Raw genomic sequence first — 15781 nt, 5'->3', positions numbered from 1 at the left:
CAAAAAATTATGATAGGATATAAATCAATCAACCATTTAAACACTTCACTCGAAGACCGCGAAGAGACTTTCAAGTTGGAGCGAAACCAAAACAATCAACCATCGGTATTCTTACAGACATGCAACCGAATGGAACTCTATTATGGTGAAGGAGAAATTCCTACAGACGTAGCCAATCACCTTTTCCGCGTGGTCAGTGGACTCGAATCGGCTATTGTTGGCGAACGTGCCGTACAAGGACAGGTGAAAGATGCCTACATCTCTGCCCGCACTCACCATAAACTCCCTGCCGAAATGCACAAACTCTTTGAATTTGCCCTGCAAGTAGGAAAGCGCGTACGTAATGAAACTGAGATTTCTCATGGTGCTGTAAGCCATAGTCTCGCAGCCATTGAGATTATCGAGGATGAGCATATCGACCTCACAGATGCTCGCATTACCATCATCGGTGTCAATAAACTGACTAGCGATATTATCAAGTTTTTGCAAAACAAGGGTGCACACCTTGTCTTTCTAGGCAATCGTACCCTTGACAAAGCGCACCGCTTGGCCGACCAATTCGGCATTGAAGTGTTTGCACTTGACGATAAACGCGAGTTTCTCAAAGACACAGATATTCTTATCAGTGCCACTTCGGCAGATACTACTATCATCAATGAAGAGGATATCAACCCTAACCAACGTATGTTGGCCATCGATTTAGCCTTTCCACGCGATATAGCACCGGCCATCGGAGAAAATCCCAACGTCACTCTCTACAACTTACGAGATGTAGAAAGCAAGGTGCAAAAGAATATTTCTATTCGAGAAGACGAAGTGAAAAAAGCCGAGAAGATTATCGAAGAAGAGATAGACGAACTATACGAAACCCTCGAAAGAAGAAAAGCATATATCAAATGAACAAGCTCAAAGTTGTAGCACGTGGCAGTAAACTCTCTCAACTGCAGGTAAAAGAGATCTTCAATAGATTTCCCGAAATAGACTATGACCTGATTCTAACGAAGTCGTATGGCGACCACAATATGCAGATTTCATTACTTAATGGCGCTGCACCGGACGACATGTTTACCCGCGGACTCGACCAACTGATTCTTACGGGGGAAGCAGACATAGCTATTCACTCCGCCAAAGATCTACCGGTCAATTTGAATCCGGAATTAGAAATCATTGCATTATACGAGGCTTTCGACAAAACAGATTCTCTTGTAAGTCGCAATCATCTCAAACTAAATGAACTACCTGCCGGCAGTAGTATCGGAACAAGTTCGCCATTACGCAAAGCCGGACTAACTTCTCTGCGTCCGGATTTTGAAATTGTGGGCATTCGAGGATGCATCGAAGAGCGCGTACAGCAAGTTCGGGATGGAAAAATAGACGCTGTCATCGTTGCCACCTGCGCCTTGAAGCGTCTCGGAATGGAAAACGAAATAGCCGAAATACTACCCTTCGACACCCACCCCATGCAAGGAAGATTAGCCATCACAGCTCGGAAAGGCCGCGACGATCTAAAGGAATTGTTTAGCAAAGGGAGTATTCTCGACCAAATAAACGATTAATTCATGCGTACACTCTTCACCGGAACACACAGCCAGAACCCCGATTACATCCATACCCCACTCATCGAGTTGGTGGCCTTGGATGACAGAAGTGAGCTATACGAAGCCATTCGAAGCCTCACCATATCGGATACACTGCTTTTTACGAGCCGATATGCAGTGAGGTTTTGGTATGAAGCCATGCAAGAGATACGAGCAACATGGGGTGAACAACGCATTGTTTCCATCGGCAGAGTAACCACCAAGACCTTACAAGAGTCTGGTGCAACGCACATTGAGCAAACCGAAAAAGACGATTCTTACGGTATCATTGAGCACTTCAAAGTTTTTCCGCCACAAGGCAGAATCATTTGTCCACGCTCCGAACGAGCACTCGACATTATCCCCAAGGGACTACAAGAGCTAGGTTTTACCTTCTATCCCATTACTGCTTATCGTAATAAGATGCCTCTCCGTCCCATAAAGGTCAATCTGGAAGAGATAGATAGCATCATCTTTACATCACCCAGTACCATCGACCATTTCATACAACTCTACGGAAGCTTGCCCCCTGACAAGATTTATATCACCCGCGGAGCCATTACAGAACAATATTTAAACCAAAGAAGATATGAAAAGATTTAGAATTTACCGCAAAGACCAAGCCACACGCGACAAATATGCCGACGTAGAAGTGAAAGCAGAAGATTTCATCTATCCTTATTTCGTTGTCGAAGGAGAGAATATCAAGGAAGAGATTTCCACCATGCCGGGTGTCTATCGCTTCTCTATCGATACCCTCATTGAGGATATTAAAGAGGTGAAAGCACTAGGTATTGACAAGGTTTTGCTCTTCGGTGTCATCGAAGATAAGTTGAAAGACGAGCGTGGTAGTTTGGCTTATGCCGACGACGCCCTTGTCTGTCGTGCCACTACAGCCATCAAAAAGAATGTTACCGGCGTCATGGTTATCACCGATGTATGTCTCTGCGAATATACAAGTCATGGACATTGTGGACTTCTCCACGACCACAATGTAGAGAACGATTCTACCTTACCACTATTAGCTCAAATGGCTTACGTACATGCCAAAGCCGGTGCCGACTTCGTTGCTCCATCGTCTATGATGGACGGACAAATTGAAGCGCTGCGCAAGAAGCTGGATGAAACAGGATTGAACAAGACTTGTCGTATATTGGCTTATTCCGCTAAATATGCGTCAGCATTCTATGGTCCGTTCCGCGATGCAGCCGACTCAGCTCCTTCTTTCGGCGACCGTAAGTCATACCAGATGGATTATCGCACTCACGACCAAGGTTTAGAAGAAATTGCTGCAGACATTGAGGAAGGTGCCGACTGGACAATGGTAAAGCCCGCTATGCCTTATCTCGACATGATTGCACGTGGTGTTGAGCGTTTCCCGAATATTCCGATGGTTGCTTATCAGGTGAGTGGAGAGTATAGTATGCTCAAGGCAGCTGCCAAACTTAACTATCTTGACGAGCCACGTGTTGTATTTGAAAGCCTCATTGCCATCAAACGCGCTGGTGCCAAGTACATCATTTCATACTATGCCAAAGAGTTTATGGAAAAATGGAACGATCGTTTTGAAATTAAAAGATAAGGAGACAGCATGAACGAAAGAATTAAATCGGCTGCAGCCTTTCAACAAGCATTGCAGGTTATACCCGGAGGAGTAAACAGTCCCGTACGCGCTTTGAAAGCCGTAGGGACAACTCCCCTCTTCGTCAAAGAAGCACAAGGAACTTACATCACCGACATTGACGATAATCGTTTCATTGACTTCTGCATGTCGTGGGGTGTATTCATCCTCGGTCATAACAACCCTACCGTCAGTCAGAAAGCTGCCGAGGCCGTCATGCGTGGCAGTAGTTATGGTATTCCGACACTGGCAGAGACCACATTGGCTACGAAAGTACGCGAAGCATTCCCCTCTATGGAGCGCCTCCGTTTCGTTAACAGTGGTACAGAAGCTACTATGTCGGCTATTCGCGTAGCCCGTGGCTTCACCGGTCGCGATGTTTTAGTTAAGTTCGAGGGATGTTACCATGGCCATGCCGACCATCTATTGGTGTCTGCCGGCTCGGCCGTTGCCAACATTAGCAATGCTTCATCGGCTGGTGTTCCCGATGGTTTTACCAAGTACACAGTTGTATTGCCTTATAATGATACTGAGGCTTTGGAGCAATACTTTGCAGAAAATGGCGACAAGGTAGCTGCGTTGATCATCGAACCCGTAGCTTGTAACATGGGCGTCGTACCTCCAACACGTGAATTTATCGAAGCTACTCGCCGTGTCACTGAGCAACATGGCGCCATACTCATCTTCGACGAAGTGATTACCGGATTCCGTCTTGCCTTCGGCGGTGCCCAACAACGTTTCGGTATCAAGCCCGATATGACGACTGTCGGCAAGATTGTCGGTGGCGGATTCCCTTGTGCTGCCTTTGGTGGTCGAGCCGATATCATGAAGGTTCTAGCCCCCGATGGCCCCGTTTACCAAGCCGGAACATTGAGTGGCAACCCTGTAGCTATGGCAGCTGGCATTGAAACCATCACCCAACTGTCAGCTCCTGGATTCCACGAGGAACTAGAAAAACGAAGCAATGAATTCTGTACTCGTCTAGAGAAGATTATCGAAGGCAAGGACATTTACCTAAATCATGTGGGTAGTATGTTCACCCTCTTCTTCAATACGAAGAATCCACAGAACTTCAAAGATACTAAACAGAGCGACCAAGTACGCTTTGCACGCTACTTTAATCGTATGTTGGAACGTGGCATCTATGTGAGCCCTTCACAATTTGAAGGCAATTTTATCTCACAATGCCACACTCCGGAAATCCTCGACTACGTATTGAAGTCGATAGAAGAAAGCATTAATGAGTAAAGAGTGGAGAAATTAATCGGGAGTTATTCGCGGAGATAACGGACAAATGTTCATTATCTTTAAGGCAATCACAATGAATTCCTCACTTCTAACTTCCATTTACTTCCAATAAAAAAGGACCATAAGCAATTATGGTCCTTTTTATTTTATCCTAAGGATTCAACTACTCATTAGTCATTCTTCATTCCTAATTCGATATAACTCCTCACTCAAAATAGAACGTCAGTACTATCATTTTACTATGTGCTTTATTTACTGAAATCGTGTAAGGCAACATATTCTTATCCTTGAGTTCGCTAGCATGATTCTTATCCAAACTGTTTGTCAGACTATAGAGGAACTTGAGTTCCGGACGTAGCTTAAAGAAAGGCAGATAAAAGTCACATCCCAAACCAACTTCGGCAAACACTTCTGTGTTCTTTAGCTTTAAATAGTCTTGCTCTTTGCGACTCAGATTCAACATTGGTGTCAATCCCACCATCAAATAAGGTCGATGATTTCCCGAACGAGGGGCAGCAAAAATCAAGTCAAAAGCTGTAGAGAAATATGCGGTCTTTAATTCCTGCTGTTGTTCAGTAGGTTGTCCAGCAGCATCTAAAACCTTAAAATGATGAAAAGTAATATGATGAGAACCAAAATACATGGCAGGAGCTACACGAAACTGGAAGTGTTCGCTCAACCTTAATTCCCCCAAAACTCCAACAGTAAAGCCGGCATCCCACCTATCTTGATCGCAAGTAATCAAGGCATCTACCGTTGTTCCATCTTCCTGAATAATCGTTTGTGGTCCAACATTTGTCAACTCCAAATCTTGTAAATGCGTACCTACCAACACACCAAAGTGGAATGGTCGCAGGTCTGTATACGGACGATTCTCCACCACCCGCTGAGCACAGACCTGTTGTAAGCCCATCCACCCTATTAATATATAGAGACAAATTCTTTTCATATCTTTCTACAAAACGATATACCTATTGAATTATTGTGGCAACACACAGTACTCAACACTATCACACGAGGTAGCAATATGAATTTTATGCCGTTTCTTCAATATTTTATTCTAAAATAATCGAGTATAGATTTATAATTATCTTGTGCCGAAAGACATGTATCCAACAAATATCCACGTATTGTTGTCCAGTGATGCAACCCTCTATAATAGAACATCTTGAGTTCATCGGTAATGATGAAAGGAACGATGGAAGAAGCCAAACACTCTTTAAACATGATAAGTCTGCCTACACGTCCATTACCATCCTGAAAAGGATGAATCATTTCAAAACGTTGGTGGAAATCGATTATCTCCTCTATAGTATGAATTGTCTGTTTGTTATATTCGCCTAAGAGAGCTTTCATCTGGTTATGAACCTCTTCTGGTGGACAGGTTTCCATACCACCTACTTCGTTTGGCAGTTGCTTATAATCGCCCACATTAAACCATTCCTTTCGGCTATCTGTAGTTTGCCCCTTTAGTTGTCCATGCAAAAGTTTAATAAAATGTTCTGAAAGTTTATCATTGGCATGGTCAATTATCATGTCTATACAATGAAAATGATTGACAGTTTCTAGAATATCATCAACACGCACACTACTTTCTGTTATACCGATAGTACTGGTTTCAAAGAGATAGCGTGTTTGTTCATGGGTCAACCTACTTCCCTCTATATAATTGGAATTATAGGTTAAATCTATCTGAGTACGATGATAAATTCCACCTTTCATTCCAATATGCTTTTGCTCCCTTAATACTTCCAAAAGCATATTCGCCTGTTTACGCGCGTTTTTCCTTTTAGGCAAGGCAGCATCTGCCGGCACATTCCAACTCTTTCCCGTCAGAAATGCACCAGGGATCTTGCCCCCGGCACAATAATTACGCACTGTTCGTTCGGCTATCCCGTGTGTCTCTGCAAATGCTTTAACAGATATATACTCCATATCTTTTCTCCTTTATCGGCATGATTATGCCCTTAATTCGGCAATAAAGTTAGTATTTTATGCCGACACAGGCAAGAAAATGCTTATAAATATGGTTTTTACTCGCTCACAAATAATACCAAAACCTCATAAGCTAACAAACTTACAGGCTCAAAATCCAATTAAGACTTCGTTTAAATAAGAAAAAAAGTGAATACCTATTTATAGGTATATCAAAATTAAATACTACCTTTGCGAAAACAAAATATAGGTATCCTATTACATATAGATAGTATACAAAAACATTATTAAATATAAAAACAAAACATTATGGCTTACGTAATTGGAAACGACTGCATTGCTTGCGGTACATGTATTGACGAATGTCCGGTAGGAGCTATCTCTGAAGGCGATATCTACAAAATCGACGCTGATGCTTGCACAGAGTGCGGTACATGCGCTAGCGTTTGCCCTAACGAAGCTATCACACTTCCATAAGGCACACAGTCTTAACGATTAAAGATGTAAATAGTGGCTTTCTTCTATATGAAGAAAGTCGCTATTTGTTTTGTATCTAGTCGACAAGAGTTTTCATTCAACAATCAAGAGACACAAAAACTCTAAAAACTTACAATGTTGCAGGGCTTAATCAGTATTACTGCCTAACCCTTTCTGCATCGCTGCAAAGCCGAGACAGATACTTTGCCACGCCTCGGCAGTAACCTCTAGCTGCCCCTCTTTCAAAGAAAAAAGCCATCAATAGAACATCATCAAGCTCTTCCCGTATTGATATTCAAGTATAAAGATTTGGCAATGTTCCCACTCCAACACCTTATTTCAACTCATAGCTCACATAAGCGAACTTCTCTGAATCGGGCGACCAAGAGTTGACGTTGATAGTACCTTGCCCTCCAAACAGCTCCACTATTGTTCGGTCGTTCTTACCATCACTCTGCATAAGACGCAAAACCACATTGAAATTAGGCAAATGCCGACACTCTATAAAGCCGGCCATGAGAATTATAGACTATCCACTTACCATCCGGACTCTAATTAGGCGCCTCTATACGGTAAGGAAATTCATGAATCACGCGATGGGTACCGGTCTTTATGTCAAAAACCTCTAGCCGACTAAGTACCTCGTCTTGCGTTCGCTGTTCTTGCAGCGACTGGGCTCTCACTGCAAATGTAGTCAATATACCAGCCAAAACAAATAAAGATTTAATCATATCAGATTATTAATTTCTTTCTTCAAATCGTCCAATCCACGGAACAGGATGCCCTGCATACCGACGGCACGAGCCCCTTCTACATTTTCAAGCACGTCATCGATAAACACGCACTCATCGGCTTTAAGCTGATAGCGCGTCAACAAAAGTTGATAAATCTCAGGAAATGGCTTGATGACTCCCTCACGACCGGAGATAACCATCCCCTCTAATTCTTGGAACACAGAGAACTCGTGCTCTACAATGTCGAAGGTCTCCTTCACCCAATTAGACAAGCCATATACATGGTAGCCTTCATGCTTCAATTGCTTGACATAGTCTTCCATGCCCGGAATCAATCCGCTAATCATCTCACGCCAACGATTCCGATAAGTGTAGATAGCATCAGCCCAATCAGGATACTGTGCAGCCAACTCTTCTACTCCCTTATCAAAGGTCTTACCTGCATCCATCTGGCGAATCCAAGTGTGTGTACAGATATTCGACAAGAACCAATCGGCCTTATCATTACTCCCTAAATACGAATCGAAGAGGTAATGAGGATTCCAATCCACCAATACCCCTCCGAAATCAAATACGATATTCTTAATCATGTTGATTTAGAAATAGTACGCCAAACCAACCTGCCAAGAATTGTAACGTCCCTTAGATGTATTGCTGAGAGCCTTTCCGGCTGCATCCAACACGTTGATATCTCCGCTCTTTCCACATACAATATTGTATTTGAAACCTACTTCTAGGTGCTTCAACAACTCTACACCGGCACCAAGATTAATACTAAAACTAGATTTCTTCATCTGAAAAGTGTTCTGGTAAGCCTTGCTGTCTGCCCACTTAAACTCATCGTCGCCAACATTAAAACCAAACTGTGGACCAGCTGAGAAATAAAGACCTGCCAAATTACCCAAACCAATATTATAACGCAAATTGACTGGGATATTAATAGACTGCTTTTTAACCTTCTCACCATTCAACTCAGCTGAGCGCTGATCGTAGAAAGTAGCAGCATCAATTCCTAACCCTACAAGGGGCAGTGTAAACTTGACTGTGGGACCAACATAGAAGCCGGCTTGGTTGGAAGACTGAACAACGTCTTTGCTAAACGACATAGAGGTGACATTGAGACCGCCGGCCAAACCAAATTTTACCTGTGCTTGCGCATTGGTAGAAAAAAGCATTGCTATGGTCAACATAGCTGTAGATAATAATTTCTTCATAGGATAATTCTTCTTTTTAATGAATAATACATGATTTTCTTCTCTCTCACAATTACAAAAATAGCTATTTTCCGATAACGAGCCACATATTTAGCATTATTTTGTAGACAAACAAAAAGGAGTTAAACGAAATGTATGGCTACATTTTATTTAACTCCCATCAACTTTTTCTATCATATAGAGATAAATAGTATTTGCCCCTACTCCTCTACAGAGAAGGCAGAGAAGCGACTATCTCTAGTGTCTTTCTCGTCTGACGGTAACCGTAGCCGAGCCGGAGGACGCCTTACTGACACCACGTGCACGTCGATTGATACGTACCGTCGTGGTACGAGTACGCCGATTAGACTTCTTAGCAACTTTTATCTGCTTTTGGTCTAGCTTGGCAATACTGTCTAACGAGTCTTTACGTGTTTGGTCACCCCACATACGATGCTCAAAACTTGCTATTTCACGTTCAATACGTTTCTGTTCTTTACTCATGGCACTATCTGTAGCACAGTACTGCGCCAATGTCTGACCGAGCATATTATTGGTCTTATAAATCTTACCACGATACTGATTCATAGTAAAGAAATCATCTATACTCATCGTTGCGGCATTGTTGACGTCGCTCGCCATCATCATCTGCTTGCTGAGGAACGGAGCTAAGTCATCATATTTCACCCAAAATAGTGGATACTTAGATGGAGTGAAACTGAAATCGTCGTCGCCCAACATGACAGGACATAGTGCCAAAACTTTGGTATGAAAAGTGGCTGTAGTTTGGTCGTAGTAAGAAGCTTCCTTGATATAATAAGCCTTTACCTCGCGAGAGGGAATATCGCTATCGTCGATATGCACACCGCGGTCGGTACGCTCATAATAGATATGATAATTGTCTAAGAAAGCCTTTCGATTCACCACAGCGGTATCATTGAACACTTCGTTACCATCCAGTCGATATTCATAAGCACGAATATTACCGGTCATGAACAACTTGAAGATATAGGTAAAAAGGTTCATCTGACCACCGGAGGGCTCTACTGGATAATAAAGACCACCATTAGCAGGATGGGTAAGATCGAGTTGGCGGTAAACATCGCGACGCCAAACAACATCCTCATGAGGTCCTACCGAAGTTGGAAAAGAGATTTGGGAACGCAAGGTGGGACTTTCAGACTTCTTTTTGGCTTGTTCCTGTTGCTGTGCTCGCCGTTTAGGCGACTGAGCTTCGACTGTCTGCAATGTAAAAAGAAGACATCCCAATATCAATAAATATCTTATCATATCGTCTTATATTTTATTTCAAAAAGATTATCGAACTATAATTTCCATGCTTGCCGGCAATCGACGCACGATACCATCGGGACCTACAGCCGTGACACGGTTGATGTAGAATCGACGATTGCGTGAAAGTTTACGGAATGTATCGCGCTGACGAGCAGAGAACGAAGCTCCCTCAGAGGCCATCGGCACGGCGTTACCCATATTATCATAGAACACAGTCTCGAAACTTTGTACACGAAAGGGCACATCAAGGATTCCATCGTCTATGGCAGCACTCACATTATCCAAAGCTATAAGGGCAGCCTTAGAGAGTGCACCACCACGGAAACGGTCGGAACCGATCTGTAAATAAGCAGCCGGATCGGGCAATTTACGAACTTGGAATGTGAAGCTACCCATCTGTCGAGAGCGTCCATTTTGCGTGGCAGATACCTGAATAGTGACCTTTTGTCCTATCGTCGTGGGGCGAGCTATATAACGCCCCATGCCTATCGAACGAAATCCACCACCCGACATGGAAGCTGAAACAGCATTCAATGGCACACTGGGAATACTGATGCTGATGGGATTATCATAGCCGGCATAGAGCACATTCATCAAGTCGGCCGACACGGTAGCACTCGGTCCTACGACTGTATATTTCTGTAAGAAGTTTCTACGGATAACATCACCACGTCCATTGCGCATTGCAATATAACCTGAGAAACTATGTTCGCCTACTCCACCGGCCGTAAATTGGTAAGTGTTTCCGGATATACGCTGTCCACCAACATAGATTTCAGGTTGCTGTAAAGTATCTACAGCAGCCATTACAATACGAGCGGAGAACATATCTCCACTGATAACGGTCTTGGATTCGGGAACAACGTATGCCTCAAGTTTGTTTACCCGGAAGTCTTTGAGGTCTACATTAGAGATTAACGTATGCAACACTTCGCCCTCGGCATAGCGCACATCGTTCTGTAACTTAGACAGGAGAGTGACGGCTGCAGCCACTGGCATATTCTCGAACATATACTCTTGCCAATTTTTCCCCATCGCATAAGCCTTTCGAGGTAAAGCAGTTGAGAGATTGCTGGCAATGAGCTGACGCTGAACAGAATCGGAGACGAGCTTCAAAATGCGCCCACGGTAAACGTTGATAGAATTGAAAAGCTGTTTCCCACGGCCAGTACCGGGCGATAACATCACCAAGCTAGCGGCCTCTAAATCTTCTTTATTCTCTATATTCCGCAAATCGGCATCCTTCCCATCGGCCTCGCGTACGATGGCTTCCTTCAACTCTTGAGCAAAATTATAAAGCGAGTCGCTCATCTCTCTTACCTGCGTAGCCTTGGCAAACCATGCCTGCAACTTCTCAGGATTATTCTTGGCTTGATTGGCAAAGTCTTCATACAATGCCGTATTCTCCTTGGTGGAATTGCGAGTGGTGCGGTCTAGGCTTTCTTCTACAATGGAAAAACCATTCAGCACTTCGGTAGACACATTTAAAGCCAGCAAAGCCATCAACACCACATACATGAGGTTGATCATCTTTTGACGTGGAGATACCGGTCTTTTCTTGATTGCCATTTCTATAATTAGACTAAGAAGATTGATAACTAGAGCGTTTGACCGCTGGAGATGGAGCCCGGAGCTGCGGCACGCATGTTCACGGTCATGGCCTCTATCATACGAGTATAAATCTTGTTGAGCTGTTCGATGTGCTGAGCCATCAATCTGCTTTGCTCGTTGATTTGGTCAATAGTTCCTATTTGTTGGCTGGCACTCTTCAATTGCATCTCATATACTTTAGCAATTCCGGTAAGCGTACGATTGAGATTCTCCATCTCTTCGCTGTCACGAGTGAGTCGAGTACTTTGTTCACCAACCTTACTTAACACCTCTGTCAATTTCTTCAACTCGTCTACATAGTTACTTTGAGCTATTTCTAGTTCCGGATTTGCAGCTACCGTCTGAACCACAGGAGCAACAACTGCCGATTCGACAACAGGCGCGACAGTCGGTTGAGGGGTATAAGTAGGAGACTGGGTAGGCGACTGAGTATCCTCTGCCGTTACAATACCCTCCAAATATTCCTCTGTCACATGCACAGGTATGTCTCTACCAGCGGCCGTTTTGTCAAATGGGCGATCGAAAGCGGAAAGAAAGAAGACGAAGACCTCGGTTCCCATACCGAGAAACAACATGAGATTGGCACCGGGTAAATGAGTCAACTTAAATAAAGTTCCCAAAATCACAATGGCAGCTCCCCAACTATAAGCATAGTTCAAGAACGTCTGGCCGGGCACGCTATCCATCCACTTCTGCAGACGATAGATGATATTGAATTTACTATAATGTGACATTATCTTTTACTCTTTTTAGTCGTTGAATTGGCAAGGCTGCGTACACAGCGGAATCCGATATACGAACGTGGATGATTCTGATACTCCCAAGTGCGCCATGCACTGCGGATAAAACTCTCCGGATCTTTCCACGAGCCACCTCTCACACTCTTTTTCTTCAAGCGATAGGGATCTTCAGGAGCTGCATTATAAGACAATTGAGGATTGAGGTCGTTCATAACATCGACACCAGACTCAGTATATACGGTGCTGGTCCACTCGGCTACATTACCTGCCATATCGTAGAGTCCATTGCTATTTGAGCCATAAGCTCTCACTTTACTTGTTATGAGGTTGCCATCTTCGGTATAATTTCCCCTATCCGGTTTGAAGTTTGCATAGAAACATCCCTTTCCATTCTTCATATCCTGATTGTCCCAAGGGAATTCATTACCCTCTTTGCCACGTGCAGCATATTCCCATTCGGCTTCTGTAGGCAAGCGATAACGCTGTATATAGCGAGCTTCACCGCCTATACCTTTCAACAAATAATCGGTACGCCAAGCACAAAAGGCATTGGCTTGTTCCCATGTAACACCTACTACTGGATAGTCGTTATATGCAGGATTGCTGAAATAATAGCGTAAATACATCTCATTATCAGAGTTCTTGAAATCATTTACCCAGCAAGTGGTATCGGGATAGATGTTCACTATATAGGTATTCAGGAAGTCCCAATCATTGGTACGTGGGCGGTCAATGGTACGAGAGATGATATTCCCTTCATCATCCACATAAGCGGTATCCTTGGAAATCATGACCACTTCATTAGGATTGATGTCTACATCGGTATTATAATTACGCTCTTGCGGACGAATCCTATTACGACGCAAGGCCGCTGTTGTATAATCGTAAATCTCATAACGATAGTTCATCTGACGCCAATCGAGCAATTTCTCACCTGTCACAAGATTTGTGGTGTACATACTTTCGATAGCTCGTTGCTCATCCTCATTCGGTTTACGAGGCAGCGGCTTCTTCCAATTGACACGTGGAGTGATGGGATTGCCATCCTTATCCTCTGTAATCATATAGCTTTCGTCGCCGGCATAAGCAGGATCAGCCAAACGTGTGCGAAGGATACTATCGCGTACCCACATCACAAACTGCTTATATTCAGAATTGGTAACTTCGGTCTCATCCATCCAGAAGCCATCAACAGAAATATCTTTCACTGGTGTTTGTTTCCCCCACAGACTGTCCTGCTTATCTATTCCCATGTGAAGGAAGCCTCTTTCCACTTTCACCATACCATAAGGGGTAGGTTCGTTGAAGGCACGTCCGCCTACTCCAACCACTTCTCCGCCTCTGCCTCCCGACGACATACTCTTTCCACTGAAACATCCGGTGGCTGTCAATGCTGTTATCGCAATGCAAAAGGAGATGGTTATATTCTTCATTTTCATATCTACTTATAAGATTCTTACGCTTTGATGTTTATTCTTACCTTTCTTAACAAGATTGATGTCTATTTGATAACCCACGAAAAGTTCGTGACTACCATTTCCGAGCTGAATGGCCGATGTATAAAGTTCGTAACTATATCCCACCACAAAGCCATGGAAAGTGCCACCCAGTAGGAATGTTACAGAGTTTGTTGGACTATAAGATAGACCACCATACATCATCTTTTCATGATTCATATAAACCAACCGACTTGAAACATCGCCTCGATAAGCTGTTCCATCTGTACGCATCAAGCCCGATAACTTCATCATTAGAAACGGATTCCTGAATTGAATATTGTATCCAGCTGTCAAATAAAAGGTTGGATCTATCTTTAATTCATTTGTCGTTCCTAGATTGATGGTTGCCGCATTAAGATGCAAAACGGATATTCCGGCGTACCAAATTCCATGTTCATAGTACGCACCCGTTCCTATGTCTAGTCCATTGCCATTCACATCAGTCTTTGCGAAAGCAGGATCATTAGTGTCTTCAATATCTAGTTTACTCCCTTCAAACTTCTCACTTAGCATACCAACTTGTGTACCGATAGCCAAATTTCCTCCAAATAGATGATGTCGATAGGCATACTGAAGCCCTAATCTTTGATGGGTAAACAGACCTAGTTGGTCGCTCATAAACTGAATACCGGCTCCATGATAATTACGTGCCCAATAAAAAGGAATATCGGCGGCAGCATATAATGTACGTGGATTATGTTCATAGCCAACCATATTAAGTGCATAAGTAGCTGTAATATTTAGCTTAGATTGTTTACCTACTGCTGCTGAGTTGAACGATGGCTCCATATCAAAATAGTGACTGAATGACACATCATACTGTGCCATGCCCCATTGAGTCATGGAAAGAAAAGTAAATAATATGATGTAGAACCGTTTTTGCACGATTCTATAACGCAGATACCTTATTATTATTGTAAGAATAAAACTAAAAAGGCCGACTGATTAAACTCAGTCGACCTTATCTACAGTCAGTTAATATTCATCATCATTCCACAAGAAGTCGTCCTTGGAAGGATAATCAGGCCAAAGGTCTTCTATGCTTTCATAGACGTCACCTTCATCCTCAATCTCCTGCAAGTTCTCTAATACCTCTAGTGGCGCACCGGAACGAATCGCATAATCAATCAATTCGTCTTTCGTTGCTGGCCAAGGTGCATCCTCCAACTTGGAAGCTAATTCAAGTGTCCAATACATATTATTTGCGTTTTTATCGTTAACAATTTTGCGTGCAAAAATAGCAATTTTCTTCTTATTCCCAAGTGTTTTATATATTATTTTACATATGAGTTACAATAAAGTATAAATTTAAACTTTATTGTAGAACAGGCAAGCATGCTTATGTCAATAATTCACCTTATATACTCGTTTATAATAAGTCTGATTGAAGAAAAGAATACCACAATCATACAAATCAAAAGCACCCCCTCGATGTGTTCCCTCTAATAATTTTAACCATAGATACTTCATTTCTGATTTCTTCTGAATACCATCTATAAATAATACCGTACTTATATCTAAATGTTCCAAAAGTTCTTCATATGTAGGGATTTCCTCCCCCAATAGACCTACATAGGTTAAATTCTTCTCACAGCAATATTCATTCAAACGAGATAATAACTTCTCTTTGCGCAGACTTCTATTGGAACATAGCCATAAAACAGGCCAAGTTCCATTCGATTTAGGAGCTACCACTCGACGAAGAAAGCGATAAGCGAAAGGTGATTGCACACCAAACCCACGTGTTCGAGGTATCCTCATCAAACAGTGATAGCACAGATGTAATTTATCCCATATAGACTTCATACACTTATATAAACTAAAAAAGCCCCGACTACATTCAGTAATCGAGG

General features: G+C 42.9%; 19 protein-coding genes. 6 read left to right on the top strand and 13 right to left on the bottom strand.

Annotated elements, in window-relative coordinates; all coding sequences use genetic code 11:
• Positions 1-9 precede the first annotated feature (9 nt).
• The 5 genes from hemA to hemL are packed head-to-tail and all read left to right on the top strand — an operon-like array spanning position 10 to position 4446.
• Positions 10-900 carry a glutamyl-tRNA reductase gene (gene hemA / locus HMPREF3034_RS06650; protein ID WP_062434235.1) on the top strand — a complete coding sequence of 297 codons (891 nt, stop codon included), beginning with the start codon at positions 10-12 and terminating at the stop codon, positions 898-900.
• Entirely contained in the window at positions 897-1556 is a 660-nt protein-coding gene (gene hemC / locus HMPREF3034_RS06645) for a hydroxymethylbilane synthase (protein ID WP_062434232.1), read from the top strand. The genes hemA and hemC overlap by 4 nt, the downstream gene beginning before the upstream one ends.
• 3 nt (positions 1557-1559) lie before the next feature.
• Entirely contained in the window at positions 1560-2180 is a 621-nt protein-coding gene (locus tag HMPREF3034_RS06640; protein ID WP_062434229.1) for a uroporphyrinogen-III synthase, read from the top strand.
• Positions 2167-3159 (top strand): porphobilinogen synthase, encoded by a 993-nt coding sequence (gene hemB, locus HMPREF3034_RS06635; RefSeq protein ID WP_036898423.1) that lies wholly within the window; start codon positions 2167-2169, stop codon positions 3157-3159. Before HMPREF3034_RS06640 ends, hemB begins: the two co-directional genes overlap by 14 nt.
• Before the next feature lie 9 nt (positions 3160-3168).
• On the top strand, positions 3169-4446 hold the full coding sequence (gene hemL, locus HMPREF3034_RS06630) for a glutamate-1-semialdehyde 2,1-aminomutase (protein ID WP_062434226.1): 1278 nt from the start codon (positions 3169-3171) through the stop codon (positions 4444-4446).
• A 205-nt stretch (positions 4447-4651) separates the two neighbouring features.
• On the opposite strand, the gene HMPREF3034_RS06625 is transcribed toward hemL, so the two are convergent.
• Positions 4652-5395, bottom strand: a complete 744-nt coding sequence (locus HMPREF3034_RS06625) for a type IX secretion/gliding motility protein PorT/SprT (protein WP_036898427.1) — start codon at positions 5393-5395, stop codon at positions 4652-4654.
• Positions 5396-5493: 98 nt separating this feature from the next.
• Positions 5494-6381, bottom strand: a complete 888-nt coding sequence (locus tag HMPREF3034_RS06620; RefSeq protein ID WP_062434223.1) for a Fic family protein — start codon at positions 6379-6381, stop codon at positions 5494-5496.
• A gap of 309 nt (positions 6382-6690) precedes the next feature.
• Here HMPREF3034_RS06620 and HMPREF3034_RS06615 point away from each other — a divergent pair, with 309 nt between their 5' ends.
• Complete coding sequence (locus tag HMPREF3034_RS06615; protein WP_036898432.1) at positions 6691-6858, top strand: DUF362 domain-containing protein; 168 nt, start codon at positions 6691-6693, stop codon at positions 6856-6858.
• A gap of 334 nt (positions 6859-7192) precedes the next feature.
• Here HMPREF3034_RS06615 and HMPREF3034_RS12605 read toward each other — a convergent pair whose 3' ends face one another.
• The 11 genes from HMPREF3034_RS12605 to HMPREF3034_RS06565 all read right to left on the bottom strand — a co-directional run.
• The gene (locus tag HMPREF3034_RS12605; RefSeq protein ID WP_156431064.1) at positions 7193-7375 is read right to left on the bottom strand and encodes a hypothetical protein; all 183 of its coding nucleotides are present in this window, start codon (positions 7373-7375) and stop codon (positions 7193-7195) included.
• A 34-nt stretch (positions 7376-7409) separates the two neighbouring features.
• Positions 7410-7589, bottom strand: coding sequence for a hypothetical protein (locus HMPREF3034_RS06610; protein WP_062434218.1), 180 nt, complete (start codon positions 7587-7589; stop codon positions 7410-7412).
• Complete coding sequence (locus HMPREF3034_RS06605) at positions 7586-8182, bottom strand: HAD family hydrolase (protein WP_036898435.1); 597 nt, start codon at positions 8180-8182, stop codon at positions 7586-7588. The genes HMPREF3034_RS06610 and HMPREF3034_RS06605 overlap by 4 nt, the downstream gene beginning before the upstream one ends.
• A 6-nt stretch (positions 8183-8188) precedes the next feature.
• Complete coding sequence (locus tag HMPREF3034_RS06600) at positions 8189-8806, bottom strand: porin family protein (protein WP_036898460.1); 618 nt, start codon at positions 8804-8806, stop codon at positions 8189-8191.
• A 237-nt stretch (positions 8807-9043) separates the two neighbouring features.
• Positions 9044-10075 (bottom strand): type IX secretion system ring subunit PorN/GldN, encoded by a 1032-nt coding sequence (gldN, locus tag HMPREF3034_RS06595; RefSeq protein WP_062434215.1) that lies wholly within the window; start codon positions 10073-10075, stop codon positions 9044-9046.
• Positions 10076-10102: 27 nt separating this feature from the next.
• Positions 10103-11647, bottom strand: coding sequence for a type IX secretion system motor protein PorM/GldM (gene gldM, locus HMPREF3034_RS06590; RefSeq protein ID WP_062434211.1), 1545 nt, complete (start codon positions 11645-11647; stop codon positions 10103-10105).
• A gap of 29 nt (positions 11648-11676) precedes the next feature.
• Positions 11677-12423 carry a type IX secretion system motor protein PorL/GldL gene (gene gldL, locus HMPREF3034_RS06585; protein WP_062434208.1) on the bottom strand — a complete coding sequence of 249 codons (747 nt, stop codon included), beginning with the start codon at positions 12421-12423 and terminating at the stop codon, positions 11677-11679.
• Complete coding sequence (locus HMPREF3034_RS06580) at positions 12423-13868, bottom strand: T9SS ring complex lipoprotein PorK/GldK (RefSeq protein WP_197421739.1); 1446 nt, start codon at positions 13866-13868, stop codon at positions 12423-12425. Before HMPREF3034_RS06580 ends, gldL begins: the two co-directional genes overlap by 1 nt.
• A 6-nt stretch (positions 13869-13874) precedes the next feature.
• Positions 13875-14813 (bottom strand): PorP/SprF family type IX secretion system membrane protein, encoded by a 939-nt coding sequence (locus HMPREF3034_RS06575; RefSeq protein ID WP_062434205.1) that lies wholly within the window; start codon positions 14811-14813, stop codon positions 13875-13877.
• Positions 14814-14903: 90 nt separating this feature from the next.
• Complete coding sequence (locus HMPREF3034_RS06570) at positions 14904-15125, bottom strand: DUF2795 domain-containing protein (RefSeq protein WP_036898451.1); 222 nt, start codon at positions 15123-15125, stop codon at positions 14904-14906.
• Positions 15126-15272: 147 nt separating this feature from the next.
• The coding region (locus HMPREF3034_RS06565) for a hypothetical protein (RefSeq protein WP_231725624.1) at positions 15273-15781 on the bottom strand (509 nt) is incomplete at its 5' end.

Origin of the sequence: Prevotella sp. DNF00663 (assembly GCF_001553265.1) — a bacterium.
In the GTDB taxonomy this organism is placed as follows: domain Bacteria; phylum Bacteroidota; class Bacteroidia; order Bacteroidales; family Bacteroidaceae; genus Prevotella.
This window is presented reverse-complemented; position numbering and strand designations above follow the sequence as displayed.